The following is a 26,519-nucleotide window of genomic DNA, read 5'->3' on the forward strand; positions in this document are numbered from 1 at the left end:
CGTGAGCGTGTATTCCCAGCTCAGCATGCTTCCGGCCGTCGGGTGATCTGATTATGCGTATCGCGTTGCTGTCCTATCGGAGCAAGACTCATTGCGGTGGCCAGGGCGTCTACGTGCGCTATCTGAGCCGCGGGCTCGCCGAACTCGGCCATGACGTCGAGGTGTTCTCCGGCCAGCCCTACCCCGAGGGCCTTGACCCCCGGGTGAAGCTGACCAAGGTCCCGAGCCTGGACCTTTACCGTGAGCCGGACCCGTTCCGCGTGCCCAGGCCCAGCGAGATCCGCGACCGCATCGATGCGCTCGAGCTGGCCACCATGTGGAGCGCAGGGTTCCCCGAGCCCAGGACGTTCACCATGCGTGTGGCCCGGATCCTGGCCGACCGCCGCGACGAGTTCGACGTGGTTCACGACAACCAGAGCCTGGGCTCGGCGCTGCTGAAGATCGCCGAGAGCGGCCTGCCGGTCGTGGCCACCGTGCACCACCCGATCACCCGCGACCGGGTCGTCGAGATCGCCGCCGCCAAGTGGTGGCGCAAGCCGCTGGTCCGGCGCTGGTACGGGTTCGCCGAGATGCAGAAGAAGGTGGCCCGCAAGATCCCCGAGCTGCTCACCGTGTCGTCGTCCTCGGCCGCCGACATCGCCGAGGACTTCGGCGTGACGCCGGGGCAGCTGCACATCGTGCCGCTGGGCGTGGACACCGAACTGTTCAAGCCGAGCGATCACCGGGTGAGCGGACGCATCATCGCGATCGCCAGTGCCGATGTCCCGCTCAAAGGCGTCAGCAATCTGCTGCATGCGGTGGCGCGGTTGCGGGTCGCACGCGACCTCGACGTGCAGCTGGTGTCGAAGCTCGAACCGAACGGTCCGACCGAGAAACTCATTGCCGAGCTCGGCATTTCCGACATCGTGCACAGCTCCAGCGGGTTGAGCGATGAGGAGCTCGCCGCGCTGCTGGCCTCCGCCGAGGTGGCCTGCATCCCGTCCCTGTACGAAGGCTTCTCGCTGCCCGCCGTGGAGGCCATGGCCAGTGGCACCCCGATCGTGGCCAGCCGTGCGGGCGCCCTGCCCGAGGTGGTCGGAGACGACGGTTCCTGCGCCCGGTTGGTGCGCCCGGCCGACGTCGACGAGCTGACCGCGGTACTGGGCGAACTGCTCGACTCGCCGTCGGAACGACGCAAGCTCGGCGCCGCCGGACGCCAGCGCGCCCTCGATGTCTTCAGTTGGGAATCGGTTGCCGCGCAAACGGTATCGGTGTACGAGATGGCCCGCGAGCGGGCCGGGAAGGTGACGTCATGCTGACCGTCGATTTCGACCGCCTCGGTGTCGGCCCGGGCACCACGGTGATCGACGTCGGCTGTGGCGCGGGCCGGCACACCTTCGAGGCCTACCGGCGCGGGGCGGATGTGATCGGCTTCGACCAGAGCGTGTCCGACCTCAACGATGTCGACACCATGCTGCAGGCCATGCGGGAAGAGGGCGAGGTTCCGCTGTCGGCCAAGGGCGAGGCCGTCAAGGGCGATGCGCTCGACCTGCCGTATGCCGACGGCAGCTTCGACTGCGTGATTGCCTCGGAGATCCTGGAGCACGTCCCGCAGGACGAGCGGGCCATCGCCGAACTGGTGCGCGTCCTCAAACCCGGTGGCTCGCTGGCCATCACCGTCCCGCGCTGGCTCCCCGAGAAGGTGTGCTGGCTGCTGTCGGACTCCTACCACGCCAACGAGGGCGGACACATCCGCATCTACAAGGCCGACGAACTGCGCGACAAGGTGCTTGCGCACGGTCTCACTCTCACCCACACGCACCACGAGCACGCGCTGCACTCGCCGTACTGGTGGCTCAAATGTCTTGTCGGCACCGAGAAGAACGACCACTTCGCAGTCAAGGCATATCACCAGTTGCTGGTGTGGGACATGATGGGCCGGCCCTGGCTGACCCGCACGGCCGAGTCGCTGCTGAACCCGGTGATCGGCAAGAGCGTCGCCCTCTACTTTCACAAGCCAGAATCCAACGGGTAGGCCGCAGCTGTGCTTGTGCCTGAGATCCCCGGTGTGCCCGGAGTTTTGACACCAGACGACTGCCTGCAGACGGCGCGTTCGATCGCCGCGACCCAGGAATCCTCCGGCGCCCTGCCGTGGTTCGACGGCGGCCACACCGACCCGTGGGATCACGTCGAGAACGCCATGGCCCTGACCGTGGCCGGACTGATCGAGCCCGCCCGCGCGGCATTCGACTGGTGCCGCACCGTGCAGCGCCCCGACGGCTCCTGGCCCATCCAGCTGCGCAACGGTGTCATCGAGGACGCCAACAGCGACAGCAACTTCTGCGCCTACGTCGCCACCGGCGTCTGGCACCACGTGCTGATCACCGGAGACCGGGCCTTCGCCGAATCGATGTGGCCCGTGGTGACCCGTGCTCTCGACTTTGTGCTGGGCCTGCAGGCCTCCGGCGGTGAGATCTACTGGGCCGCAAGCCCGGCGGGCCCGGTCGAGGAAGCGCTGCTGACCGGCTGCGCCAGCGTGTACCACAGCATCCGGTGTGGCTTGGCGCTCGCCGACTACCTCGACGATCCCCAGCCGGAATGGGAGGTCGCCGTCGGGCGGCTCGGCCACGCCATCGCCGCGCATCCAGAGGCGTTCTCCGCCAAGGACACCCACGCGATGGAGTGGTACTACCCGGTGCTCGGCGGTGCCCTGCGCGGAACCGCGGCCCGGGCGCGGATCGACGACCGGTGGGACGACTTCGTGGTGCCCGGACTGGGCATCCGGTGCGTCGACCACCGGCCCTGGGTCACCGGCGCGGAGACCTGCGAGCTGGTGATGGCCCTGGACGCGATCGGTGATTCCCGGCGGGCCCACGAGCAGTTCACCGCCATGCAGCACCTGCGCGAGGACGACGGATCCTATTGGACCGGGCTGGTTTTCGCCGACGGCAAGCGCTGGCCCGAGGAACGCACCACCTGGACCGGCGCGGCCATGGTCTTGGCTGCCGACGCCCTGTCGCAGACCACCGCGGCCAGCGGCATCTTCCGGGGTGTCGGACTGCCGCGCGGCCTGGAGGGTGAGTACGACTGTGAGTGCGTCGGTGGGAAGGCCGGGGACCGCTAGTCCAGCTGCCCCGGTTCGCCCGAGGTCCGCTCCAGCACCCGCATCGAACCCATCACGGCGACTTCGGCGAAGGCGCCCGTCGCCAGCGCACGCTGGTAGATGTGGAACGGGGCCTGGCCGCCGTCGTTGGGGTCGGGGAACACGTCGTGGATGACCAGCGCGCCGCCCACCTCGACCCAGCGCGCCCACCCGTCGAAGTCCCGCTGTGCGGCCTCCTCGGTGTGCCCCCCGTCGATGAACAACAGCCGCAACGGCATTCGCCATCCCCGGGCCACCACGGGTGAACGGCCGACCACGGCCACCACATGCTCGTCCAGGCCGGCGGCATCGAGGGTGTGCCGCATCGTGGGCAGCGTGTCGAACAGCCCGGTCACCGGATCGACCATCGTGGTGTCGTGGTACTCCCAGCCGGCCTGATGTTCCTCTGAACCGTGGTGATGGTCGACGGTGTACAGCACCGAGTCCGTCTCCTGCGCGGCCGCGCCCAGCATCACCGTCGACTTGCCGCAGTAGGTGCCGATCTCGACCCCGACCCCGCCGCCCAGGTAGCGCACCCCGGCGTCGTAGAGGGCCCGGCCCTCGTCGGCCGGCATGAAGCCGGTGACCTGCTCGGCAAGGGCGAACAGGCGCTCGGCGCGGGGCGGCAGGGCGGTGTCAGCGGTGCTCATGAATGCACAACCTACCGTTGCTGGCCACCCGCTGTTGTAGTAGCGTCCGGACACGTGTCTGATGCGGCCCTGGAGTCGACGCGCCGCCGCCTGAGTGCCCGGCAGGCCGACACCGTGGAACGACTGGGCAATGCCGCATTGCAGCTGATCAGCCGAGACGGATTCGCCGGACTGACCGTGCGCCGGGTGGCCGCCGAGGCCGGCGTCGGGGCCGCGACGGCCTACACCTATTTCTCGTCGAAAGAACACCTCGTGGCCGAGGTGTTCTGGCGCCGACTTTCCGCCGCGCCGCCGGCCGCGCACGAATCCGCCGACCCGGCCACCCGGGTGGTCGAGGTCTTGCAGCACATCGCGTCACTGCTGGCGGGCGAACCGGAGTTCGCCGGGGCGGTGACCAACGCGCTGCTCGGTAAAGACCCCGATGTGGACGCGCTGCGACAGCGCATCGGCGCCGACATCCGCGGCCGTCTGGTGGCGGCGCTCGGGCCCGATGTGGACCTCGATGTGATCGAGGCGCTGGAATTGCTCTACACCGGCACCCTGGTGTGGGCGGGCATGGGATACGAGAACTATGCCGGCATCTCGAGCCGGCTGGAGAAGTCAGCGCGGTTGTTGTTCAACTGAATTCGCGGTCATGATCGCCGTCGACGCGGCCACCGCGGGTCCGTAGATCTCGTGGATGTCACGGCCGTCCTCGACGATCAACGCGGTCAGTTCTCGGAGTCCGCCGAGCAAGATGATCGCCATCGGCTCGGAGAGCCGGGGCAGGGCCGCGCGTTGAAAGCCCGCGCTGCCACTGAGTTCGATCAACAGGTCGGTCAGATCCCGCAGGGCTGCACGCTGCAGCGGGCGGGCCCGGCTGCCCAGCGCGGGCAGTTCACGGATCCAGCTCAACGTGATGGCCGGGGCGGACGCGATGTGATCGACGTAGGCGCCCACGGCTTGTCCGATCTGGTCGCGCCAGGGCGCCTCCGGGTCGACGGCGGCCTGGATGCCGTCGACGAGGGCGGCATTGTTGGCGCGCAGCAGTTCGAGGAAACCGTCCTCTTTGGTGCCGAACTGGTCGTAGAAGGTCCGCTTGGACGTACGGGCGTGCCGGACGATGTCGGCAACCGTTGTCTCGCGATAGCCCTTGTCGGCGATGGCCGCGGCGAGGCCGTCGAGCAGGCGTAGCCGGTAGGTGTCGGTGGGGGAATCGGCAGCGCTCAGCGTAGTCATCCGTCCCACCCCCTTGCGCTACCTGGTACCTCAGAGTACCGTACCTCACAACCGTTGGTACCGTGCGGTACCAGGACCTGGCTGGAGATGGTATGACCGAGCTGGCAGCAGCTGAGAAGGCCACCGACACCGTTGAAGACGTCGCACCGGGCCGTACCCCGCCACCGGCGCGGGTTCCGAAGCCGTTGCAGGCCCTCGGCTTCGCCCTGGCCAGGCGCTGGGTGGTCAAACAGATCTCCCGCCGCCAGGGGGACGTCTTCAGCCTCAGACTTCCGATCTTCGGCCCCACCGTGATCGTCGCCGATGCGCAGCTGGCCAAGCAGCTCTTCGCTGCCAACACCGACGACGTGGGCAACATCCAGCCCAACCTGAGCCGCATCCTCGGGTCCGGCTCGGTGTTCGCCCTCGACGGCACCGACCACCGACGCCGTCGCAAACTGCTCACCCCGCCGTTCCACGGCAAGAGCATCAGGAACTACGAGCGGATCTTCGAAGAGGAGACCCTGCGGGAAATGGCGAACTGGCCGCAGGGCCAAGAGTTCGAGACCCTCGAGCCGATGATGCGGATCACGCTCAACGTGATTCTGCGCGCGGTGTTCGGCGCCGACGGTGAACAACTCGACGAGCTGCGCCGCATCATCCCGCCCTGGGTCACCCTGGGCTCCCGGCTCGTGGTGGTGCCCACCCCGAGCCGAACCTACGGCCGGTTCAGTCCGTGGGGCCGGTTGGCCCGGTACCGCGAGCAGTACGACGCCGTGATCAACCGCCTCATCGACAAGGTCGAAGCCGACCCTGAACTCGATCAGCGCGACGACATCCTGGCGCTGCTGTTGCGCAGCACCTACGAGGACGGATCGGCCATGTCCCGCAAGGACATCGGCGATGAGCTGCTCACCCTGCTGGCCGCCGGGCACGAGACGACGGCGTCGACCCTGGGGTGGGCATTCGAGCGGATCAGCCGTCATCCGCGGGTGCTGGCCGAACTGGAGGCCGAGGCCGCCACGGACGCCAACGAATACCGTCAGGCCACGATCCTGGAGGTGCAGCGAAACCGCACCGTGATCGACTTCGCCGGCCGCCACGTGTATGCACCGTCAATCCGGTTGGGGGAGTGGGAGATTCCGCGCGGGCACTCGGTCATCGTGGCGATCTCGCAGATCCAGGAGGCGCAGAAGGAATTCGCCGATCCGGGTCGGTTCGATCCGCAGCGTTTTGTCGGCAGCAGGCCCGGTCTGGGCTGGTTGCCGTACGGCGGTGGCACCCGGCGCTGTGTCGGAGCGGTGTTCGCCAACGTGGAGATGGACGTGGTGCTGCGAACCGTGTTGCGGCACTTCGTGATCCAGACCACCACCGCGCCGGGGGAGAAGGTGCACTCCCGCGGCGTGGCCTACACCCCCGCGGCGGGCGGGCGCATCGTCGTACACCGCCGCGCCACGCCGCTGGGGGCCTGAGCCGCTACTGGTTGGCGGTCTGCCGCTTGGGCAGCTTCCAGCCCGGCCGCGGGAAATGGCAGGTGTAGCCGTTCGGGTAATGCACCAGATAGTCCTGGTGCTCAGGCTCGGCCTCCCAGAAATCGGTCGCCGGCGTCACCTCCGTCACGACCTTGCCCGGCCACAGCCCCGACGCGTCCACATCGGCGATGGTGTCCAGGGCGACGCGCTTCTGCTCGTCATCGAGATAGAAGATCGCCGACCGGTAGCTGGTGCCGACGTCGTTGCCTTGCCGGTCCTTGGTGGACGGATCGTGGATCTGGAAGAAGAACTCCAGCAGCGCGCGGAAGTCGGTCTGTGCCGGGTCGTAGACGATCTCGACGGCCTCCGCGTGGCCCGGATGGTTCCGGTATGTCGGATGATCGTTGCGACCGCCGGTGTAACCGACCCGGGTCGAGATCACGCCGGGTTGCTTACGGATGAGGTCCTGCATGCCCCAGAAGCAGCCGCCCGCCAGGATCGCTGTCGAATAGTTACCCATGTGCCCCATTGTGCTCCGTGATTACCGTGGTGGTCATGCGTGTAGTTGCAACTGCGGCGCTTGCCGGTTTACTCCTGCTCACCGGTTGCCCTACCGCGGCCGCCGAACCGAGTCCGGTCGCGGTGCCTGAGGCACCGGCAGATCCCGGCCGGACGCTGTTCACCGACAATCCGGCGATCGTCGACCCGCACCTGACCGAGATCGAATCCTTCAGCCGCGTCGGTGCGGGACTGCGGGTCAACTTCACCGCGGGTACCCCGGATTGCTTCGGCGTCCACCCGATCACCGAGGAAACCGCTGACGCGGTCACGATCGAGCTTCGCGGGGGAACGCCACCGGAGTCCGTCGGCCGCATGTGTATCGCGCTGGCGGTGCCCGGCGAGGTCGAGGTGCCCCTGCGGTCGCCGCTGGGGTCGCGGCGGGTGCTGGCCGTGCAGTGACGGGTCTCGACAAAGACCGGTAGAACGTGTTCTAGTTTTGGGGTGACGAGCAGGTCTTTCAGCCGCGATGAACTCGCCGCTGCCTTCGAAACATTCGAGCAGACCGTCGACCGGGCCGCGCAGACCAAGAACTGGGATGTGTGGGCCGACCACTACACCGTCGACGTCGACTACATCGAGCACGCCGTGGGCACCATGAAAGGTCGCGAGCAGGTACGGCCCTGGATCTGGAAGACCATGACCACCTTCCCCGGCAGCTACATGACGTCGTTTCCGTCGCTGTGGTCGGTGATCGACGAGCCGACCGGCCGCATCATCTGCGAACTGGACAACCCGATGCGAGACCCCGGTGACGGCACGATCATCAGCGCCACCAACATCTCGATCCTGACCTACGCCGGCGACGGTCTGTGGTCACGTCAGGAAGACGTCTACAACCCACTGCGGTTCGCGTCCGCGGCCCGCAAGTGGTGCCGCAAGGCCGCCGAACTCGGCACGCTGACCGAGGAGGCCGAGGCATGGCTGCAAAAGTTCGGGGGCGGCAAGTGAGCGCCAAACTGGTCATCGGCGCCAACGGATTCCTGGGCTCCCATGTGTTGCGGCAGCTGGTGGCCGCCGACGACGGGTCCGAGATCCGGGCCATGGTGCGGACGAATGCCAACACCATCGGGATCGATGACCTCGACGTCAAGCGGGTCCACGGCGACGTCTTCGACACCGCGGCCCTGCGCGAGGCGATGACCGGCTGCGACGTCGTCTACCACTGCGTCGTCGACCCCCGCGGCTGGCTACGCGACCCGGCCCCGCTGTTCCGCACCAACGTCGAAGGCACCCGCAACGTGCTCGAGGTGGCCGCCGGTGTCGCGGGACTGCGCAAGTTCGTCTACACCAGCAGCTACGTCACCGTCGGCCGGCACCGCGGCAAGCGGTCCACCGAAGCCGACGTCGTCGACGTGTCCAAAGTGACGCCGTACGTGCGCTCCCGGGTGCAGGCCGAAGACCTGGTGCTGCAGTACGCGCGGGAGCGCGGCCTGCCGGCCGTCGCGATGTGCGTGTCCACCACCTACGGCAGCGGGGACTGGGGCCGGACCCCGCACGGCGCGATCATCGCCGGCGCGGCATTCGGCAAGCTGCCGTTCGTGATGAGCGGGATCGACCTGGAAGCAGTCGGCATCGACGACGCCGCCAAGGCCATGCTCCTGGCCGCCGAGCGGGGCACCCCCGGCGAGCGCTACCTGATCTCGGACAAGATGATCAGCAATGCCGAGGTGGCCCGGCTGGCCGCCGAGGCCGCCGGTGTCGCACCGCCGCAGCGGTCGATTCCGCTTCCGGTGTCCTACCTGCTGGCCGCGGCGGGCACCCTCAAGGGCAAGCTGCGCGGCACCGACGAGCGGCTGTCACTGGAATCCCTGCGGCTCATGCGGGCCGAGGCCGAACTCGACCACTCCAAGGCCGTACGTGAACTCGGTTGGCAGCCAAGGCCTGTCGAGGAATCGATCGCCGAGGCCGCGAAGTTCTGGGTCGGCCTGCGTGCGGCCAAACGCGCACAGAAGGGCAGCTGAACACCACGCCGTGAAGTGTTAAGCCACTGGGCGGCAAGCGGATTGCGGCCTAACCTGGCGGATATGACCGACAAGCTGAAAGTCGACCTGTCCGGGGCTCCGCAGACCATGTTGGCGACGTTCTATGCCAAAGCGCTCGACGCCGGGCTGCCCAACCCGATCCTCGGCGATCAGATGGCCAAAGAGATAGCCGAACGCATCGACTACGACTGGAGCCGTACCTCGATCACCGAGGCCACCTCACCGTCGGTGACCACCCGCAGCGCGCACTTCGACCGGTGGACCCGCCAGTTCCTGGAAGTGCACCCCGAGGCCGTGGTGCTGCATCTGGGGTGTGGACTGGACGGCCGGTTCTTCCGGCTGAGGCCCGGGCCCGGTGTCGAGTGGTACGACATCGACTACCCCGACGTGGCGCACCTGCGCGAGCAGCTCTACCCCGCCGCCGAGCACTATCACGTGGTGGCCGCGTCGGTGACCGACCCGGCGTGGCTGCGGGACATCCCCGCCGACCGCCCCACCCTGATGATCGGTGAGGGGCTGACGATGTACCTCACCGAACATGACGGCGTGGCACTGCTGCGTCGCATCGTCGACGGATTCCCTTCCGGAGAACTGCAATTCGACGCGTTCAACAAACTCGGGATCAAGGGGCAGTGGGTCAACACCGTGGTGCGCCGATCCGGGGCCAAACTGCATTGGGCCATCAACAAACCAGAAGACATCCTGCGCGCCGTCCCCGGCACCCGGCTGCTTGCCTGGGCATCGCCCTTCGACGACAAGGTGTTCAACACGCTGCCCTGGCACTACCGCATGATGCTGGCCGTCATGAAGCCGGTCCCGGTGCTGCGGTACATGGCGCAGTATCACCGCTACGCCTTCTGAGTTCGCGAACAGCGAAGAGGGGCAGCCCATTCCGGGCTGCCCCTCATCGCCTGTCGGCGTCAGCGGTTTCCGCTGTGACGAACGGTGGTGTCCACCTTGGGGACCATCGGCTTGGGGTGCAGCTGGTCGAGCCAGTCCAGGCGGTCGACACCTGTGGAGAAGGTGACGGAGCTGGGTGCTGCGACGTGAGCGGGCTCGGCGGCCAGGGCCGGGGCGGCCAGGCCGAGAACGGCTGCGCTCAGTCCGCTTGCGGCGACGATGGCGAATCCGAACTTCTTCATTTTCTGCTTCTTCCTTCCGGTTATGACTGTGTAAACCGAGAGGTCAGAGCAACAATTTCCGATGGCAGAAATTGATCGCCTCATGGCAGTAACAAGTATGTTCAGGCGCTTTCGGGGGATGCCCGCAAGCCCAGAACAGGTTGGCGAGGCCCGCCCCGGTTGAACTCGGAACACCACGGTGAGTGACCGTGACGGTCGTACCAGACCACCTGCAGCGCGCGGATATCGCGACCGCACAACTCCACTGCGAAACCGAGATGCGCAGTGGGCTCGCTGACTTCGATGAACTCGGCGAACCAGTCATCGGGCAACGTGATCGTGTCGCCAGGAGAAGGTTTGGACTCGTCCACCATGTATTCCGCCACCGTGTTGAGCAGCTTGCTCGTCATCAGCGGTGGCAGTCCGGTGATCAGCAATTCGGGCAGCCCGGCCTCGCTGAGTCCGATCGTGTAGCCGAACGGTCTGCGGGCGTGCTCGACGTAGTGCACCGCCCAGCCTCGCTTGAAAGTCTTCTCCCGCAAGAGATCGAGATAGTCCTGCCTGGTTGCCTCGGGGTGGTCGCAGATCCAGCACATCGGGTCCCCTTTCATTGGTGCTTGGCCGCCACATTCCTCTCGGGGTACGACATGCTTCGGCAAGGCCCAGGGTTTGTCGGTGGGCGGTGGCATGCTCGAACGTATGTTCGATGTGGTGTCTGATGTGGTCCTGATCGACCAGGTCGGTGCTGCTTCGCGGGCCGAGTCGGTGGCGATCGCGGCCCGGTTCGCCGCGATCGGGGCGTTGGACACCCTGCGTGAACAGGAACTGATCGACAGCATTTTGTGGCGCACCGACCCCTACGAGGAGGTGTGCGCCGAGGTGTCGGCGGCGATGCGGATCAGCCGGGGCCGGGCCCGCACCCAGGTGCATCACGCCCGGGTGTTGCGCGACAAGCTGCCCCAGGTGGCGGCCCGCTTCGCCGTCGGCGATATCGATTATCGGGTGGTTCGGATGATCATCACCCGCACCGAGACCGCGGCGCGAAGATGCCCAAACGCTCACGCACCCGCGAACAAGACCGCCAAGACCGCATCGCCGAAGAACGACGCCTGCGCGCCGAACTCAACAACGACCTCGCATACGAACGCCACTACCAAGCCTGGCTCGCCGAAGAATACGGACCACCACCACCATTCTGACCCGCTGGTCGTATCAACCCTCGGCGCGTTCCTTTAGCCGTTGCAGGGTGAGTTGGATGTGTTCGGCGTTGGCGCTGTCGCGGTCGGGGACCCCGGTGGCCAGCCCGGCGATCTTCTTGAACCAGCCCGCGCGGCGGTCCCAGGTGGACTCGGTGACCGTGCAGCCACCGTCGGTGGCCGCGATGTCATAGCGCCAGTGCGCGACCGGGAACACCAGGGACTTCACGTCGAAGGCGAACGTCTTGCCCGGCTCGGCATCGGTGACGGTGCAGACGGTGCTCCAGGCCTTGGAGCCATTGCGGTTGTGGCCCTTGAAAACCGAACCGGGGGCGGCGGATGTGCCCTTCTGCCACTCCATTGCATGCGCCTCCTCGGCGAGCGAGGCCAATGTGGGGAGATCGGTGATCAGTGCGTACACCGCGGCGGCGTCGGCGGCGATGGACACGGTGGCTTTCACAGGCTCGGTCATGGGCCGATCGTAGCGGCGGGCTACCGGTCGATCATCCGCATCTGAGCTTCGGTGTGATGATCACCGGCAGCGGGGGCGAGGTTGTCCAGGCTGGCCAACTGGTCGTCGCTCAGTGTCACGGCATCAGCGGCCACGTTCTCCTCCAACCGTTCGACACGTTTGGTGCCGGGGATCGGCACGATGCCGGGCCCGCGGGAGAGCAGCCAGGCGAGCGCAACCTGTCCCGGCGTCACACCCGAGGAGTTGGCGATCGCCCGCACCTCGTCGGCCAGACGCAGATTCGCCGTGAAGTTCTCCCCGGTGAACCGGGGGTTTTCCCGGCGGGTGTCGTCATCGGCCAGATCATCGACCGAGCGGATCTGCCCGGTGAGGAAACCGCGTCCCAACGGTGAATAAGCCACGAAGCCGATGCCGTTCTCGCGCAGCACATCCAGAATCCCGTCCTCGGGATCACGAGTGAACAACGAATACTCCGACTGCAGTGCGGTGATGGGGTGGACCGCGTGTGCCCGCCGGATGGTCTCGACCCCGACCTCGGACAAACCGATGTGACCGACCTTGCCCTCGGTGATGAGCTCGGAGAGAACACCGATGGTGTCCTCGATCGGTGTCGAGCGGTCCAACCGGTGTTGGTAGTAGAGGTCGATGTGGTCGGTGCCCAGCCGCCGCAACGACCCCTCCACCGCGGTACGGATGTTGGCCGGGCTGCTGTCCACCCCGTCGCGACCGGTATGCGAGATCATCCCGAACTTGGTGGCGAGCACGACCTTGTCCCGTCGGCCCCGCAGTGCCCGGCCGACCAGCTCCTCGTTGACATACGGGCCGTACACCTCAGCGGTGTCGATGAGGGTGACGCCGAGGTCGATGGCCCGGTGGATTGTCCGGACCGACTCCGCGTCGTCGCGGCCCGCGCTGCCGTACGCGAACGACATACCCATCGTGCCCAGACCGATCCGCCCCACCTCGAGCTGGCCCAGCCGCGCCTTGTGCAAATCTGCCATCGCCCCAGTCTGCCCGGGAATCCATGGCGATGCCTGAGACGTTGTGATCCATATGACAGAGCGCCAGGTGCTGCAGCCCAGCGCCGCCCACCCCATCACCATCACCCCGACCGGGCGTCGGGTCACCGTCACGGTCGGCGGCGCGATCATCGCGCAGACCGATGCCGCGCTGACGTTGCAGGAGTCGACGTACCCCGCGGTGCAGTACATCCCCCGAGCCGACGTGGTATTCGAGACGCTGACCCGCAGCGACGCCACCACCTATTGTCCGTTCAAGGGTGAGGCGAACTACTACCACGTCGGCGGGATCGAGGACGCGGTCTGGACCTATGAGCAGCCGTATCCGGCTGTCGCTGAGATCGCCGGCCACCTGGCGTTCTACCCGGACAAGGCTGAGATCGTCCTGGCCTAATCTGGTGCGGTGCCCTCCACCAGCGTCGTCTTCAAGGGTCCGGCCAGCCCGGGCCTGACGCTGGCCCCATGGCGGCGCGGCGGCGCTGACCCGTCGAACCGGATCGGTGCTGACGGCGCGATCTGGCGTGTCAGTGCCATGACGACGGGTCCGGTCACCGCAAGGATCACCAAATCGGCCCCCGACACCGTGGACTGCGAGGCGTGGGGCGCCGGCAGTTCGGAGTTCCTGGACGGATTCGCGGCGCTGGTCGGCGCCGACGACGACGCCAACGGCTTCGACCCGGTCGAACCCACGATCGCCGAGGCCCACCGGCGGGTGCCCCATCTGCGTCTCGGCCGAAGCGGCCGGGTGCTGGAAGCTCTTGTCCCCGCGATCATCGAGCAGCGGGTCTCGGGCATGGATGCCTGGCGAGCCTGGCGGCGGCTGGTGACCAAGTACGGCGCCCCGGCGCCCGGACCGGCGCCGGCAGGGATGCGGGTGCCGCCCACCGCGGAGGTATGGCGGCGTATCCCGTCGTGGGAATTCCACCGGGCCAACGTGGACCCGGGCCGGGCCCGCACGATCGTCGGGTGCGCGCAGCGCGGCGATGCCCTCGAGCGACTCACCGCCAAACGGGCGGTTGCGGGTCTGCGGTCCCTGCCCGGGGTCGGCGAGTGGACGGCGGCCGAGACCGTGCAGCGCGCGTTCGGCGACGCCGACGCCCTGTCGGTGGGGGACTATCACCTGGCGACGATGGTGGGCCGCACCCTGCTCGGCCGGCCGATCGACGACGCGGCGATGGTGGAACTGCTCGAACCATTGCGCCCGCACCGGCAGCGGGCCGTTCGATTACTGGAAGCCAGTGGGCTGGCGCAGAATCCGCGCTTCGGAGCGCGTCAGGCGATCCCGAACCTACGCACGCTGTAGCCGGCGTGATTGCCCGGCACGGTTGCTGGGTACCCGGGTTGGGACCGATCGTGAACACGAAAGGAACCGCAATGACCGCGTTCACCATTCCCGGACTGACCGACAAGCAGGGCAGCGATGTGGCCCAGCTGCTGCAGAAGCAGCTCAGCACGTACAACGACCTACATCTGACCCTCAAGCACATCCACTGGAACGTCGTCGGCCCGAACTTCATCGGGGTCCACGAGATGATCGATCCGCAGGTCGAGCTGGTGCGGGGGTATGCCGACGAGGTCGCTGAACGGATTGCCGCACTGGGCAAATCGCCGAAGGGCACCCCGGGCGCCATCATCGCCGACCGCAGCTGGGACGACTACTCCGTCGGCCGGGACAACGTGCAGGCCCACCTCGCCGCGCTCGACCTCGTCTACAACGGGGTCATCGAAGACACTCGTAAGGCGATCGACAAGCTGGAGAAGCTCGACCTGGTGTCCCAGGACGTCCTCATCGATCACGCCGCCGAGCTGGAGAAGTTCCAGTGGTTCGTCCGCGCGCATCTGGAGAGCGCCGGGGGCAAGCTGGCCCACGAAGGTGCGCCCACCGAGCGGGGAGCAGCCGGCAAGGCGCGACGCAAGAGCGCATAGCTCGCCGGGTTGACCTCAACATTTGTTGAGGTGTCAGCCTGGAGGCATGCCAACCTGGATATGCACCGGATGCGGTGTGGAACACCCGGATTCAGCGACGGAACCAGCGAGCAGCTGCGTGCTGACCTCAGAGGTCGTGTCGATCGAGGAACGGGGTGACCTGCCGCCGCACGGCACCTGGACCACACTGGATGCGCTGGCGGCCCAGCCGCACCACACCGAACATGTCGACCACGGCCGCGGTGTGCACAGCCTGCGCAGGGCGCCAAGGTTCGCGATCGGGCACCGGTCGTTCCTGGTGCAGACCGCGGCCGGAAATCTGTTGTGGGATGCGCCGAGTTACCTGGACGACGAGATCATCGGCCTCGTGCACGGCCTCGGCGGTGTCGCCGCCGTCGCGGCCAGCCATCCTCACATGTTCGGTGCGCAACTCAGTTGGGGCAGGGCATTCGGTGCGGTGCCGGTGTGGGTGAATTCCCTTGATGCCGACTGGCTTCCATCCCCGGATCCGTTGATCCGGCTGTGGAATGAGCAGTCCGAACCACTTCCCGGGCTCCGGCTGATACATGTCGGCGGCCACATGCGCGGGAGCTCGGTGGCGTTGACCGCCGACGGCACCCTGCTGGTCGGCGACACCATCTCCGGAGGCCTGGCCCGCAACTGGGTGTCGTTCCAGCGGAACTTCCCCAAGCACGTGCCACTGTCGGCCGCGGTGGTCCGGCGGATCGTGGACCGGCTCGACGAATTCGAATACGACCGGCTCTACACCCTTGGCGGCGATGAGATCGACAGCGCCGCCAAGGGTGTGGTGCACCGGTCAGCGGAGACCCATATCCGCTGGGTCAGTGGTGAATTCGACCACCTGACCTGATGCGGGCTACTGGTCGAGCGCCTCCTCGCGTACCGGGCGCTCGGCGAGTTGCTCGGCGACACCGAACAGCCACGGGTAGGCAAGGCCGGCGACGGCCGCACCGACCAGCGGGGCGAGCCAGAAGGCCCACAGCTGCGCGGGCGCGCCGTCCCCGTTGAAGAACGCGACGGCCGTCGAGCGGGCCGGGTTCACCGAGGTGTTGGAGATCGGGATCGAGATCAGGTGGATCAGCGTCAGGGTGAGCCCGATCGACAGACCGGCAAAGCCCTTCGGTGCCCGGTCATCGGTGGAACCAAGGATGACCAGCAGGAACACCGCGGTCAGGATCACCTCGGCGAGCAGCACCGCGGCCAGTGAATACCCGCCGGGGGAGTGGTCGCCGTAACCGTTGGCGGCCATGTTCCCCGTGGCGGTCCAACCCTCCTTGCCTCCTGCGATCACATAGATCACCAGACCCGCCAACAGGCCACCGATGACCTGTGCGATCCAGTACGGCACGAGGGCCGCCCACTCGACGCGGCGGGCCAGCGCGGCGCCCAGTGTGACGGCCGGGTTGAAGTGCCCGCCGGAGATCGTGCCGAAGGCGTACACGCCGGTCAGCACCGTCAGGCCGAACGCAAGGGCCACCCCGAGGAAGCCGATCCCCACGGAGTAGCCGTCGGAGAGAAACTTCGCAGCGAAAACCGCGCTACCGCAACCGCCCAGGACCAGCCAGAACGTCCCGATGAACTCGGCTGCCAATCTATGTGACATTGTCGGTGTACTCATGGCGAACTCCCTCACGTAGGTGTGGTTCACCGGGAGCGTGTCACGCCAGTGGCTGATGGCAGAGTCGTTGTTGCGAAATCGATTGCACAATGAAATTTACGTTGCAGCAACGCAATCAGCGGTATGCGGTCAGCCGGGCCACCAGGGCGACGGTGCCGTCGGCCCCGACGGCCTGGGCGTCGGCCACCCCGGAACTTCGCCCGGTACGCAATACCCTTGCCTCATAACGAGATTCGTCACCACCGCGGAACTGACGCAGATAGTTGACCCGCAGCGAAGCCGTTTTCCACGGGGCGCCGGTGCCGTCGCTCAGTGCGGCGGAGCCCACGAGTTCGAGGGCGGCCGCGGACACCCCGCCGTGCACGATGCCGATGCTGTTGTTGACGACGGGATCGGGCAGCTGCCGTAGCACCGCCGTGCGGCCCCCGGTCTCGGCGACCTCGACCGACATGCGGTCTTTCAGGGCGGCAGGCGGTGTGCCCTCGGTCGAGTCGGACGGCCATACGACGACGTGACCCGGTGTGTGGATGTGGAAGGACCGCACCGTCGCCGTACCTACCGGATGGCCGCCATGGGTCAGCTCGGACAGGCTCAACGATCCCGTGCCCTTCGGGCCGAACGGCCGGGCGGTCGCCACCACCTGTTCCTCGGGCGCTGCCGTGACGAGCTCCAGCGCGTGCGGGGTGAGCTCGATGGCCAGCTCGCTGGACACCGTCCACTCGTCCTCGCCGCGGCGGTAATGGTTGGCCAGACCGCCGACGTGGTCGACCAGCATCGCCAGCGGGGCCAGCGTCGGTGCCTGCGTCAACGGATTGATCAGACCGCCCACGGGTATGGACGCCACGCAGCGGTCCGGGCCCTCCTCGAGGGTTTGGACGCCCATGCGGCCCAGCGGGGTGTTCAGCGGATAGTGCATCGCCGTCAACAGTTACGCCCATCACGGTGGCCATATACCCCCTAGGGGTATACAGTGGCGACATGACCACGACCGAACATGCGATGCACGAACACGAAGACATGGGTCACGCGGGACATGCCGGCCACGGCGACCATGTCGCCCAGTTCCGGAGGTTGTTCTGGGTCATGACGGCGCTGGCCCTGCCGACGGTGGCGCTGTCCCCGATGTTCGCGATGCTCCTCGGCTACGACGTTCCGGGCTTCCCCGGGGCGCGCTGGATCTCCCCGGTGCTCGGCACTGTGATGTACGTGTGGGGCGGCCGCCCGTTCCTCACCGGTGCGATCAGCGAAATACGTTCGCGCGCACCGGGAATGATGCTGCTGATCGGTTTGGCGATCACCGTCGCCTTCATCTCGTCGTGGGGCGCGAGCCTGGGCGTGCTGCACCACCAACTGGACTTCTGGTGGGAGCTGGCCTTGCTGATCGTGATCATGCTGCTGGGCCACTGGATCGAGATGCGCTCGCTGGCCCAGACCACCTCCGCGCTCGACTCGCTGGCCGCGCTGCTGCCCGACGAGGCCGAACGCGTCGACGGTGACGGCGACGCCGAGCAAGTGGTGACGGTGCCGCCGTCGGACCTGCGGGTCGGTGACCTGGTGATCGTCCGCCCCGGAGGCAGTGTGCCTGTCGACGGCCGCATCGTCGACGGCGCCGCCGACATGGACGAATCGATGGTCACCGGGGAATCGCGGACGGTGCGCCGAGGTGCGGGTGACGACGTCGTCGCGGGCACCGTCGCCACCGACTCCGGGCTGCGGATCCGGGTGACCGCGGTCGGCGACGACACCGCACTGGCCGGCATCCAGCGGTTGGTCGGCGAGGCGATGAACTCCTCGTCGCGGGCGCAGCGCCTGGCGGACCGGGCCGCGGGTTGGCTGTTCTGGTTCGCTCTGGGCGCGGCCGTGCTGACCGCGCTGGCGTGGACGCTGCTGGGCGAACCCGATCAGGCGGTGGTCCGCACCATCACCGTGCTGGTCATCGCGTGCCCGCACGCCCTCGGTCTGGCCATTCCGCTTGTGGTGTCCATCGCGACCGAGCGGGCCGCGAGGGGCGGGGTGCTGATCAAGGACCGGCTGGCGCTGGAAACCATGCGCACCGTGGGGGCGGTGCTGTTCGACAAGACCGGCACGCTCACCAAAGGCGAGCCGACGGTGACCGCGGTGGCCCCGACGAACCGCACCGAGAACGACCTGCTGGCGCTGGCCGCGGCCGCCGAGGCGGATTCGGAGCACCCGCTGGCCCGCGCCATCGTTGCCGCGGCCCAGCGGCGCGGCCTCGACATCCCGGCGGCGAGCGACTTCAGTTCGTCACCCGCGGTCGGGGTCAGCGCCCAGGTCGGTGGGCAGCGGGTGCAGGTCGGCGGGCCGGCCCTGCTCGATCAGGCTGGGCGCACCGCCCTGCCGGACACCGCGCAGTGGGATGGCGCCACCGTGCTGCACGTCCTGGTCGACGGCGACGTGGCCGGGGCGCTGGCGCTGGCCGACGAGATCCGCCCGGAATCCCGGGAGGCCGTCGATGCGCTGCACGCTCTGGGCGTCGAAGTGGTGATGATCACTGGCGACGCGCCGCCGGTGGCCTCGGCAGTGGCCTCTGAGCTGGGCATTGACCGGGTATTCGCAGGTGTGCGGCCTGAGGACAAGGCCGCCAAGGTCGCCGAGCTGCAGAGTGAGGGGTTGACCGTCGCGATGGTCGGCGACGGTGTCAACGATGCGCCGGCGCTGGCTGCCGCCGACGTCGGTATCGCGATCGGCGCGGGTACCGATGTCGCCATCGCCTCGGCAGGTGTGATCCTGGCGAGTTCCGATCCGCGATCGGTGCTCTCGGTGATCGAACTGTCCCGGCAGTCCTACCGGAAGATGAAGCAGAACCTTTGGTGGGCAGCGGGTTACAACCTGATCTCGGTTCCGCTGGCCGCTGGTGTGGCCGCTCCGCTGGGATTTGTAATGCCGATGTCGGTCGGGGCGATATTGATGTCAGCGTCGACGGTTGTCGTGGCACTCAATGCGCAGTCGCTGCGCCGCCTCGACCTGCGACCCGAGGCCGGCGTGCGCAGCGTGATGCGGGCCTCGGGACGTTGACGATGCAAATCTAAGAATCTGACTAAGCTTTCCCGCAAACTTCATTCACGGGTATAACGGCACTATAACGGCCAGAATAAATATTATGAGCAAACGAACTTGCCAGTTCGGGTGCCGGTTGGCTCAGATGGGGGGTGGGTAGCCCACTGTTGGGAAAGTGTGAAAACGCAATGGTTGCAACGTGATTCGCTGTTCTCGCGGCAGGTCCGCGCGTGCAGCCAAAAGCCGACGGCGGAGTATCGTTAGGCTTAGCTAAGTTGGCATCTGCCACGGTAGGTGCCTTATCGTTTTCTCCACTTATGGCGTGTGGGACATAGCCGTCGTCCAGTGCTGCACGGAGGCCACCCACGCCGAGCCGGCTTCTTCGTAGAAGCGTGTTGAAGGGCAAGGTGGGAATGGCGCCCAGCAAGGTCGGGCTGTACAACCCCGCATACGAACATGATGCGTGCGGTGTGGCAATGGTGGCAGACATTCACGGTCGCCGCAGCCGGGACATCGTGGACAAGGCCATCACGGCACTGGTGAACCTGGAGCACCGCGGTGCACAGGGCGCCGAGCCGAACACCGGCGACGGCGCCGGCATCCTGCTGCAGGTCCCCGACTCGTTCCTGCGTGAAGTGGTCGACTTCCAGCTCCCGGAGCCCGGCAGCTACGCCACCGGTATGGCATTCCTGCCGCAGTCGTCTCGCGACGCCGCCGCGGCAGCCGAAGCCGTCGAGAAGATCGTCGAGGCCGAGGGCCTGCAGGTGCTCGGCTGGCGCGAGGTGCCCACCGACGACTCCTCCCTGGGCGCGCTCGCACGTGACGCCATGCCGACCTTCCGCCAGCTGTTCATCGCCGGCGCCACCGGCATGGACCTGGAGCGCAAGGCCTACGTGGTGCGCAAGCGCGCCGAGCACGAGCTCGGCACCAAGGGCCCGGGCCAGGACGGCCCCGGCCGCGAGACGGTGTACTTCCCGAGCCTGTCCGGTCAGACCTTCGTCTACAAGGGCATGCTGACCACCCCGCAGCTCAAGGCGTTCTACCTGGACCTGCAGGACGAGCGCATGACCAGCGCGCTGGGCATCGTGCACTCCCGCTTCTCCACCAACACGTTCCCGTCCTGGCCGCTGGCCCACCCGTTCCGGCGGATCGCCCACAACGGCGAGATCAACACCGTCACCGGCAACGAGAACTGGATGCGCGCCCGCGAGGCGCTGATCCGCACCGACCTGTTCGGTGCCGACGGGCTCGACAAGATCGTTCCCGTCTGTACCCCCGGCGCGTCGGACACCGCTCGGTTCGACGAGGTGCTCGAACTGCTGCACCTCGGCGGCCGCAGCCTGCCGCACGCCGTGCTGATGATGATCCCCGAGGCGTGGGAACGCCACGAGTCGATGGATCCCGCCCGTCGTGCCTTTTACGAGTTCCACGACTCGCTGATGGAGCCCTGGGACGGCCCCGCCTCGGTGTGCTTCACCGACGGCACCGTCATCGGCGCCGTGCTGGACCGCAACGGGCTGCGCCCCTCCCGCATCTGGGTGACCGACGACGGCCTCGTCGTGATGGCGTCGGAAGCCGGCGTGCTGCCGCTCGACCCCGCCACCGTCGTCAAGAAGCTGCGGCTGCAGCCCGGCCGGATGTTCCTGGTGGACACCGCCCAGGGCCGCATCGTCTCCGACGAGGAGATCAAGTCTCAGCTCGCCAGCGAGCAGCCCTACCAGGAATGGATCGAGGCGGGCCTGTTCCCCCTCGACGAGCTGCCGCCGGGTGACTACGTCCGGATGCCGCACCACCGCGTGGTGCTGCGCCAGCAGATCTTCGGCTACACCTACGAGGAGCTGAACCTGCTGGTGGCGCCCATGGCGCGCACCGGCGCCGAGGCGCTGGGTTCGATGGGCACCGACACCCCGGTCGCCATCCTCTCGGCTCGGCCGCGAATGCTGTTCGACTACTTCCAGCAGCTGTTCGCCCAGGTCACCAACCCGCCGCTGGACGCCATCCGCGAAGAGGTGGTCACCAGCCTGCAGGGCGTGATCGGGCCCGAGGGCGACCTGCTCAACCCGGGGCCCGAATCGTGCCGGCAGATCGTGCTCCCGCAGCCGATCCTGCGCAACGCCGACCTGTCCAAGCTGATCTGCGTCGACCCCGACCACGAGGTCCGGGGCCACAAGCACGGCATGCGCGCCGCGGTGATCCGCTGTCTGTACCCCGTCAACCGTGGCGGCCAGGGTCTCAAGGAAGCACTGGACAACGTCCGCGCCAAGGTGTCGGAGGCGATCCGCGAGGGCGCCCGCATCATCGTGCTGTCCGACCGCGAGTCCAACGAGACCATGGCGCCGATCCCGTCGCTGCTGTCCGTGGCCGCCGTGCACCACCACCTGGTCCGCGAGCGCACCCGCACCAAGGTCGGCCTGGTGGTCGAGGCCGGTGACGCCCGCGAGGTGCACCACATGGCCATGCTGTGCGGCTTCGGTGCCGCCGCGATCAACCCGTACATGGCCTTCGAGTCCATCGAGGACATGGTCGACCGCGGCGTCATCGCCGGGATCACCAGTGACCAGGCCAAGGCCAACTACGTCAAGGCCGCAGGCAAGGGCGTGCTCAAGGTGATGTCCAAGATGGGCATCTCCACCCTGGCCTCCTACACCGGTGCCCAGCTGTTCCAGGCCATCGGCATCTCCCAGGAAGTGCTTGACCAGTACTTCACCGGGCTGAGCTGCCCGGTGGGCGGCATCGACCTCGACGACATCGCCGCCGACGTCGCCGCCCGCCACTCGCTGGCCTACCTGGACCGCCCCGACGAGCGCGCCCACCGCGAGCTAGAGGTCGGCGGCGAATACCAGTGGCGCCGTGAGGGCGAGTACCACCTGTTCAACCCGGACACGGTGTTCAAGCTCCAGCATTCGACTCGCACCGGCCAGTACTCGATCTTCAAGGAGTACACCGCGCTGGTCGACGACCAGAGTGAGCGGATGGCCTCGCTGCGCGGTCTGCTGAAGTTCAAGGACGCCGACGACACCGGGCGGAAGGCGATCTCGATCGACGAGGTCGAGCCGGCGTCCGAGATCGTCAAGCGCTTCTCGACCGGCGCGATGAGCTACGGCTCGATCTCGGCCGAGGCGCACGAGACCTTGGCCATCGCGATGAACCGCCTCGGCGCCCGGTCCAACTCGGGCGAGGGCGGCGAGAGCGTCAACCGCTTCGAACCCGAGGCCAACGGCGACTGGCGCCGCAGCGCCATCAAGCAGGTGGCCTCCGGCCGGTTCGGCGTGACCAGCCACTACCTGACCAACTGCTCTGACATCCAGATCAAGATGGCCCAGGGTGCGAAACCTGGTGAGGGCGGCCAGCTTCCGGGGCACAAGGTGTACCCGTGGGTGGCCGAGGTGCGGCACTCGACCCCGGGTGTCGGCCTGATCTCGCCGCCGCCGCACCACGACATCTACTCCATCGAGGATCTGGCACAGCTGATCCACGACCTGAAGAACGCCAACCCGGCGGCCCGCGTGCACGTGAAGCTGGTGTCGGAGAACGGTGTGGGAACGGTCGCCGCGGGCGTCTCCAAGGCGCACGCCGACGTGGTGCTGATCTCCGGCCACGACGGCGGTACCGGTGCCACCCCGCTCACCTCGATGAAGCATGCCGGCGCCCCGTGGGAGCTGGGCCTGGCCGAGACGCAGCAGACCCTGCTGCTCAACGGCCTGCGTGACCGGATCGTGGTCCAGGTCGACGGTCAGCTCAAGACCGGCCGCGACGTGGTGATCGCCGCACTGCTCGGCGCCGAGGAATTCGGTTTCGCCACGGCGCCGCTGGTGGTCTCGGGCTGCATCATGATGCGTGTCTGCCACCTCGACACCTGCCCGGTGGGTGTGGCCACCCAGAACCCGGTGCTGCGTGAGCGGTTCAACGGCAAGCCCGAGTTCGTCGAGAACTTCTTCATGTTCATCGCCGAAGAAGTCCGGGAACTCATGGCGCAGTTGGGCTTCCGCACGATCAACGAGATGGTCGGCCAGGTCGGCGCACTGGACACCACCCAGGCCGCCAAGCACTGGAAGGCCCACAAGCTGGACCTGACGCCGGTGCTCTACGAGCCCGAGTCGGCGTTCATGAACCAGGACCTGTACTGCAGCTCGCGTCAGGACCACGGCCTGGACAAGGCGCTGGATCAGCAGCTGATCACCCAGAGCCGCGACGCCCTCGACAAGGGCACCCCGGTGCGATTCGCCGCCAAGATCACCAACGTCAACCGCACGGTGGGCACCATGCTCGGCCACGAGGTCACCAAGGCCTATGGCGGACAGGGCCTTCCAGACGGCACGATCGACATCACCTTCGACGGGTCGGCCGGTAACAGCTTCGGTGCGTTCGTGCCCAAGGGCATCACGCTGCGGGTCTACGGCGACGCCAACGACTACGTCGGCAAGGGCCTGTCCGGTGGCCGGATCGTGGTCCGTCCGGCCGACGAGGCGCCGGCCGGCTTCGCCGCCGAGGACAACATCATCGCCGGCAACGTGGTGCTGTTCGGCGCCACCAGCGGCGAGGCGTTCCTGCGCGGCCAGGTCGGCGAGCGGTTCGCGGTGCGTAACTCCGGCGCCCACGCGGTCGTCGAGGGTGTCGGCGACCACGGCTGCGAGTACATGACCGGCGGCAAGGTCGTCATCCTCGGACCCACCGGCCGCAACTTCGCGGCAGGCATGTCCGGCGGTGTCGCCTACGTCTACGACCCGGCCGGCGCGCTGGGCGAGAACCTGAACACCGAGATGGTGGAGCTGGAAGCTTTGGGGCCGGCCGATGCAGAAGACACGGTGTGGTTGCACGACTTCATTGCTGCCCACGTCGACGCGACCGATTCGGCTGTGGGACAACGGGTCCTATCTGATTGGGATGACGAGTTGAAGCACTTTGTGAAGGTCATGCCGCGCGACTACAAGCGCGTGCTGGCCGCCATCGCCGAAGCTGAGCGTGCCGGCGAGAACGTCAACGAGGCGATCATGGCGGCCGCCAATGGCTGATCCGCGCGGTTTCCTCAAGCACACGTCCAAGGAGCTCCCGGTCCGCAGGCCGGTTCCGCTGCGCCTCAAGGACTGGAAAGAGGTCTACGAGGACTTCTCCCACGAGAAGCTGCAGAACCAGGCATCGCGATGCATGGACTGCGGTATTCCGTTCTGCCACAACGGCTGCCCGCTGGGGAACCTGATCCCCGAGTGGAACGACCTGGTCTACAAGGACCGGTGGCGCGACGCGATCGAGCGGCTGCACGCCACCAACAACTTCCCGGAGTTCACCGGGCGGCTGTGCCCCGCTCCCTGTGAGGCCTCCTGCGTCCTGGGTATCAACCAGGATCCGGTGACCATCAAGCAGGTCGAGGTCGAGATCATCGACAACGCCTTCGACCAGGGCTGGGTCGTTCCGAAGATGCCCGACGTGCAGACCGGCAAGAAGGTCGCCGTCGTCGGGTCCGGGCCGGCCGGACTGGCCGCCGCCCAGCAGCTCACCCGGGCCGGCCACACCGTGACCGTGTTCGAGCGCGCCGACCGCATCGGCGGCCTGCTGCGCTACGGCATCCCCGAGTTCAAGATGGAAAAGCGCCACATCGACCGGCGTCTGGAACAGATGGCGGCCGAGGGAACGCAGTTCCGTCCCGGCGTCAACGTCGGCGTCGACATCACCGTCGCGCAGCTGCGGCTGAACTACGACGCGGTTGTGCTGGCCGGAGGTGCCACCGCTTGGCGTGACCTGCCGATCCCGGGCCGCGAGCTCGACGGCATCCACCAGGCCATGGAGTTCCTGCCCTGGGCCAACCGCGTCCAGCTCGGCGACGACGTCCTCGACGAGAACGGCCAGCCGCCGATCACCGCCAAGGACAAGCACGTCATCATCATCGGCGGTGGCGACACCGGCGCGGACTGCCTGGGCACCTCGCACCGTCAGGGCGCGGCCAGCATCCACCAGTTCGAGATCATGCCGCGCCCGCCGGAGACCCGCGCCGATTCGACCCCGTGGCCGACCTACCCGCTGATGTTCCGGGTGTCCTCGGCCCACGAAGAGGGCGGCGAGCGCGTGTTCTCGGTCAACACCGAGGAATTCATCGGCGAGAACGGCCGCGTGACCGGCTTGCGCGCGCACGAGGTCAAGATGAACGCCGGCAAGTTCGAGAAGGTCGAAGGGACCGACTTCGAGCTCAAGGCCGACCTGGTGCTGCTCGCCATGGGCTTCGTCGGCCCCGAGAAGGAAGGTCTGCTGACCAAGCTCGGTGTCGAGCTGACCGACCGCGGCAACGTCTCCCGTGACGACAACTTCCAGACCACGGTGCCTGGCGTCTTCGTCGCCGGCGACATGGGTCGTGGGCAGTCGCTGATCGTGTGGGCGATCGCCGAGGGCCGGGCCGCCGCCGCGGGCGTGGACCGCTACCTGATGGGCAAGACCGCCCTGCCGGTGGTGATCAAGCCGACGGCTGCGCCGCAGCGCTAGTCACGCACGAGCCGGGTGACCAATTCGGTTCGTGAATGCACGCCTGATTTTCGATAGACGTGCTGCAAATGGCTCTTCACCGTCGGAATGCTGATGAACAGGGCGCGCGAGATGTCGCTGTTGCTCGCGCCCTGGGCGAGTAGGTCGACCACGTCGCGTTCCCGAGCGGATAGTTTCCAATGTTCGGGAACGGCAGAGGAATTCGGTGCGCTCGGCAATTGGCCGAGCATGCGGTACGACTGCTCGACAAACCCGTGGGACTTCTGCAGGAACTGAATTTCGTCCCTTGTGAAGTCGCCGTCCTTGGCGCTTTTCAACAGGGAGACGCCGGCCACGATGCGACCGGCGTGGCGCAGGTACAGCTCTGCCTCGTACCGGTAACCCATCGGACGGAAAAAGCCCGCGTAATAGTCGGTCCGATCCAACCGCTGCCCGAGGTCGTTCGACGTCGCCAGGTCGGCGCCCGACCCGGCGAACCTGCGGGGATGAAACGGGTCCAACTCGTGGAAGTAGCCGGTGTACGGGCCGTTCTCCTCGGGACGGATCCGGTCGAACACGTGCTCGCCGGCATTCATGCCGCGGTCCACCGAGTAGAAGACCATGCCCGAGACGCGGACGAACCGGGACAGGAACGCCATCGTGTTGCGCTTGAACTCCGTGTTGCGGTCCATGTC

General features: G+C 67.3%; 27 protein-coding genes. 17 read left to right on the top strand and 10 right to left on the bottom strand.

Translation table 11 applies throughout. From position 1 onward, the window contains the following. Positions 1–53: 53 nt before the first annotated feature. The 3 genes from BN2156_RS21650 to BN2156_RS21660 are packed head-to-tail and all read left to right on the top strand — an operon-like array spanning position 54 to position 3,103. Entirely contained in the window at positions 54–1,298 is a 1,245-nt protein-coding gene (locus BN2156_RS21650) for an MMP alpha-(1->4)-mannosyltransferase (protein WP_090516958.1), read from the top strand. Beyond that, complete coding sequence (locus tag BN2156_RS21655) at positions 1,292–2,014, top strand: class I SAM-dependent methyltransferase (protein ID WP_090516959.1); 723 nt, start codon at positions 1,292–1,294, stop codon at positions 2,012–2,014. The genes BN2156_RS21650 and BN2156_RS21655 overlap by 7 nt, the downstream gene beginning before the upstream one ends. 9 nt (positions 2,015–2,023) lie before the next feature. Continuing rightward, positions 2,024–3,103 (top strand): MMP endo-(1,4)-3-O-methyl-alpha-D-mannosidase, encoded by a 1,080-nt coding sequence (locus tag BN2156_RS21660; protein WP_210436688.1) that lies wholly within the window; start codon positions 2,024–2,026, stop codon positions 3,101–3,103. Here BN2156_RS21660 and BN2156_RS21665 read toward each other — a convergent pair. Then, the gene (locus BN2156_RS21665; protein WP_090516960.1) at positions 3,100–3,771 is read right to left on the bottom strand and encodes a class I SAM-dependent methyltransferase; all 672 of its coding nucleotides are present in this window, start codon (positions 3,769–3,771) and stop codon (positions 3,100–3,102) included. The genes BN2156_RS21660 and BN2156_RS21665 overlap by 4 nt on opposite strands. Before the next feature lie 54 nt (positions 3,772–3,825). On the opposite strand from BN2156_RS21665, the gene BN2156_RS21670 reads away from it, so the two are divergent. Then, the gene (locus BN2156_RS21670; RefSeq protein ID WP_090516961.1) at positions 3,826–4,395 is read left to right on the top strand and encodes a TetR/AcrR family transcriptional regulator; all 570 of its coding nucleotides are present in this window, start codon (positions 3,826–3,828) and stop codon (positions 4,393–4,395) included. On the opposite strand, the gene BN2156_RS21675 is transcribed toward BN2156_RS21670, so the two are convergent. Further along, positions 4,372–4,989 (bottom strand): TetR/AcrR family transcriptional regulator, encoded by a 618-nt coding sequence (locus BN2156_RS21675; RefSeq protein ID WP_090516962.1) that lies wholly within the window; start codon positions 4,987–4,989, stop codon positions 4,372–4,374. The genes BN2156_RS21670 and BN2156_RS21675 overlap by 24 nt on opposite strands. 92 nt (positions 4,990–5,081) lie before the next feature. Here BN2156_RS21675 and BN2156_RS21680 point away from each other — a divergent pair, with 92 nt between their 5' ends. Beyond that, positions 5,082–6,440 (top strand): cytochrome P450, encoded by a 1,359-nt coding sequence (locus tag BN2156_RS21680; RefSeq protein ID WP_090516963.1) that lies wholly within the window; start codon positions 5,082–5,084, stop codon positions 6,438–6,440. A gap of 4 nt (positions 6,441–6,444) precedes the next feature. Here BN2156_RS21680 and msrA read toward each other — a convergent pair whose 3' ends face one another. After that, the gene (gene msrA, locus BN2156_RS21685; RefSeq protein WP_090516964.1) at positions 6,445–6,960 is read right to left on the bottom strand and encodes a peptide-methionine (S)-S-oxide reductase MsrA; all 516 of its coding nucleotides are present in this window, start codon (positions 6,958–6,960) and stop codon (positions 6,445–6,447) included. A gap of 35 nt (positions 6,961–6,995) precedes the next feature. On the opposite strand from msrA, the gene BN2156_RS21690 reads away from it, so the two are divergent. From BN2156_RS21690 to BN2156_RS21705, 4 genes are all read left to right on the top strand, one after another. After that, positions 6,996–7,400, top strand: a complete 405-nt coding sequence (locus tag BN2156_RS21690; RefSeq protein ID WP_235625432.1) for a hypothetical protein — start codon at positions 6,996–6,998, stop codon at positions 7,398–7,400. 42 nt (positions 7,401–7,442) lie between these two features. Continuing rightward, a complete protein-coding gene (locus BN2156_RS21695) occupies positions 7,443–7,949 on the top strand; it encodes a nuclear transport factor 2-like protein (RefSeq protein WP_090516966.1) in 507 nt (168 codons plus the stop codon). Then, positions 7,946–8,962: an NAD-dependent epimerase/dehydratase family protein gene (locus tag BN2156_RS21700; RefSeq protein ID WP_090516967.1), complete on the top strand. Its 1,017-nt coding sequence runs from the start codon at positions 7,946–7,948 to the stop codon at positions 8,960–8,962. The genes BN2156_RS21695 and BN2156_RS21700 overlap by 4 nt, the downstream gene beginning before the upstream one ends. A 63-nt stretch (positions 8,963–9,025) precedes the next feature. Further along, positions 9,026–9,844 carry a class I SAM-dependent methyltransferase gene (locus tag BN2156_RS21705; protein WP_090516968.1) on the top strand — a complete coding sequence of 273 codons (819 nt, stop codon included), beginning with the start codon at positions 9,026–9,028 and terminating at the stop codon, positions 9,842–9,844. Between the two features lie 59 nt (positions 9,845–9,903). On the opposite strand, the gene BN2156_RS21710 is transcribed toward BN2156_RS21705, so the two are convergent. Beyond that, positions 9,904–10,125, bottom strand: a complete 222-nt coding sequence (locus tag BN2156_RS21710) for a hypothetical protein (RefSeq protein WP_090516969.1) — start codon at positions 10,123–10,125, stop codon at positions 9,904–9,906. A gap of 101 nt (positions 10,126–10,226) precedes the next feature. Continuing rightward, positions 10,227–10,700: a DUF4262 domain-containing protein gene (locus BN2156_RS21715; RefSeq protein ID WP_090517558.1), complete on the bottom strand. Its 474-nt coding sequence runs from the start codon at positions 10,698–10,700 to the stop codon at positions 10,227–10,229. 91 nt (positions 10,701–10,791) lie between these two features. Here BN2156_RS21715 and BN2156_RS31225 point away from each other — a divergent pair, with 91 nt between their 5' ends. Next, positions 10,792–11,340 (top strand): DUF222 domain-containing protein, encoded by a 549-nt coding sequence (locus BN2156_RS31225; RefSeq protein ID WP_235625433.1) that lies wholly within the window; start codon positions 10,792–10,794, stop codon positions 11,338–11,340. Here the strand turns inward: BN2156_RS31225 and BN2156_RS21725 are convergent. Both BN2156_RS21725 and BN2156_RS21730 read right to left on the bottom strand, forming a co-directional pair. After that, entirely contained in the window at positions 11,317–11,772 is a 456-nt protein-coding gene (locus BN2156_RS21725) for an SRPBCC family protein (protein ID WP_090516970.1), read from the bottom strand. The two genes, BN2156_RS31225 and BN2156_RS21725, sit on opposite strands and share 24 nt — an antisense overlap. Before the next feature lie 20 nt (positions 11,773–11,792). Continuing rightward, complete coding sequence (locus BN2156_RS21730; RefSeq protein ID WP_090517559.1) at positions 11,793–12,764, bottom strand: aldo/keto reductase; 972 nt, start codon at positions 12,762–12,764, stop codon at positions 11,793–11,795. Positions 12,765–12,825: 61 nt separating this feature from the next. Here BN2156_RS21730 and BN2156_RS21735 point away from each other — a divergent pair, with 61 nt between their 5' ends. The 4 genes from BN2156_RS21735 to BN2156_RS21750 all read left to right on the top strand — a co-directional run bounded on the left by BN2156_RS21735 (position 12,826) and on the right by BN2156_RS21750 (position 15,588). Beyond that, entirely contained in the window at positions 12,826–13,185 is a 360-nt protein-coding gene (locus tag BN2156_RS21735) for a DUF427 domain-containing protein (RefSeq protein ID WP_090516971.1), read from the top strand. 9 nt (positions 13,186–13,194) lie between these two features. Next, the gene (locus BN2156_RS21740; RefSeq protein WP_090516972.1) at positions 13,195–14,094 is read left to right on the top strand and encodes a DNA-3-methyladenine glycosylase family protein; all 900 of its coding nucleotides are present in this window, start codon (positions 13,195–13,197) and stop codon (positions 14,092–14,094) included. A 71-nt stretch (positions 14,095–14,165) separates the two neighbouring features. Then, the gene (locus BN2156_RS21745; protein ID WP_090516973.1) at positions 14,166–14,717 is read left to right on the top strand and encodes a Dps family protein; all 552 of its coding nucleotides are present in this window, start codon (positions 14,166–14,168) and stop codon (positions 14,715–14,717) included. Between the two features lie 118 nt (positions 14,718–14,835). Continuing rightward, positions 14,836–15,588, top strand: a complete 753-nt coding sequence (locus BN2156_RS21750) for an MBL fold metallo-hydrolase (protein ID WP_235625434.1) — start codon at positions 14,836–14,838, stop codon at positions 15,586–15,588. Between the two features lie 6 nt (positions 15,589–15,594). Here the strand turns inward: BN2156_RS21750 and aqpZ are convergent, their stop codons facing one another. After that, positions 15,595–16,356, bottom strand: a complete 762-nt coding sequence (aqpZ, locus tag BN2156_RS21755; protein ID WP_090517561.1) for an aquaporin Z — start codon at positions 16,354–16,356, stop codon at positions 15,595–15,597. Positions 16,357–16,471: 115 nt separating this feature from the next. Beyond that, positions 16,472–17,272: a PaaI family thioesterase gene (locus tag BN2156_RS21760; RefSeq protein WP_090516974.1), complete on the bottom strand. Its 801-nt coding sequence runs from the start codon at positions 17,270–17,272 to the stop codon at positions 16,472–16,474. 62 nt (positions 17,273–17,334) lie between these two features. Between BN2156_RS21760 and BN2156_RS21765 the strand changes: the two genes are divergently transcribed. The 3 genes from BN2156_RS21765 to BN2156_RS21775 all read left to right on the top strand — a co-directional run bounded on the left by BN2156_RS21765 (position 17,335) and on the right by BN2156_RS21775 (position 25,845). Beyond that, a complete protein-coding gene (locus BN2156_RS21765) occupies positions 17,335–19,392 on the top strand; it encodes a heavy metal translocating P-type ATPase (RefSeq protein ID WP_090516975.1) in 2,058 nt (685 codons plus the stop codon). A gap of 395 nt (positions 19,393–19,787) precedes the next feature. Further along, on the top strand, positions 19,788–24,386 hold the full coding sequence (gltB, locus tag BN2156_RS21770; RefSeq protein WP_090516976.1) for a glutamate synthase large subunit: 4,599 nt from the start codon (positions 19,788–19,790) through the stop codon (positions 24,384–24,386). Beyond that, positions 24,379–25,845: a glutamate synthase subunit beta gene (locus BN2156_RS21775; RefSeq protein WP_090516977.1), complete on the top strand. Its 1,467-nt coding sequence runs from the start codon at positions 24,379–24,381 to the stop codon at positions 25,843–25,845. The genes gltB and BN2156_RS21775 overlap by 8 nt, the downstream gene beginning before the upstream one ends. Here BN2156_RS21775 and BN2156_RS21780 read toward each other — a convergent pair. Beyond that, the gene (locus BN2156_RS21780; RefSeq protein ID WP_159402859.1) at positions 25,842–26,516 is read right to left on the bottom strand and encodes a helix-turn-helix transcriptional regulator; all 675 of its coding nucleotides are present in this window, start codon (positions 26,514–26,516) and stop codon (positions 25,842–25,844) included. The two genes, BN2156_RS21775 and BN2156_RS21780, sit on opposite strands and share 4 nt — an antisense overlap. Between the last annotated feature and the right edge of the window lie 3 nt (positions 26,517–26,519).

Origin of the sequence: Mycolicibacterium neworleansense (genome assembly GCF_001245615.1) — a bacterium.
GTDB classification, from domain to species: Bacteria; Actinomycetota; Actinomycetes; order Mycobacteriales; family Mycobacteriaceae; genus Mycobacterium; species Mycobacterium neworleansense.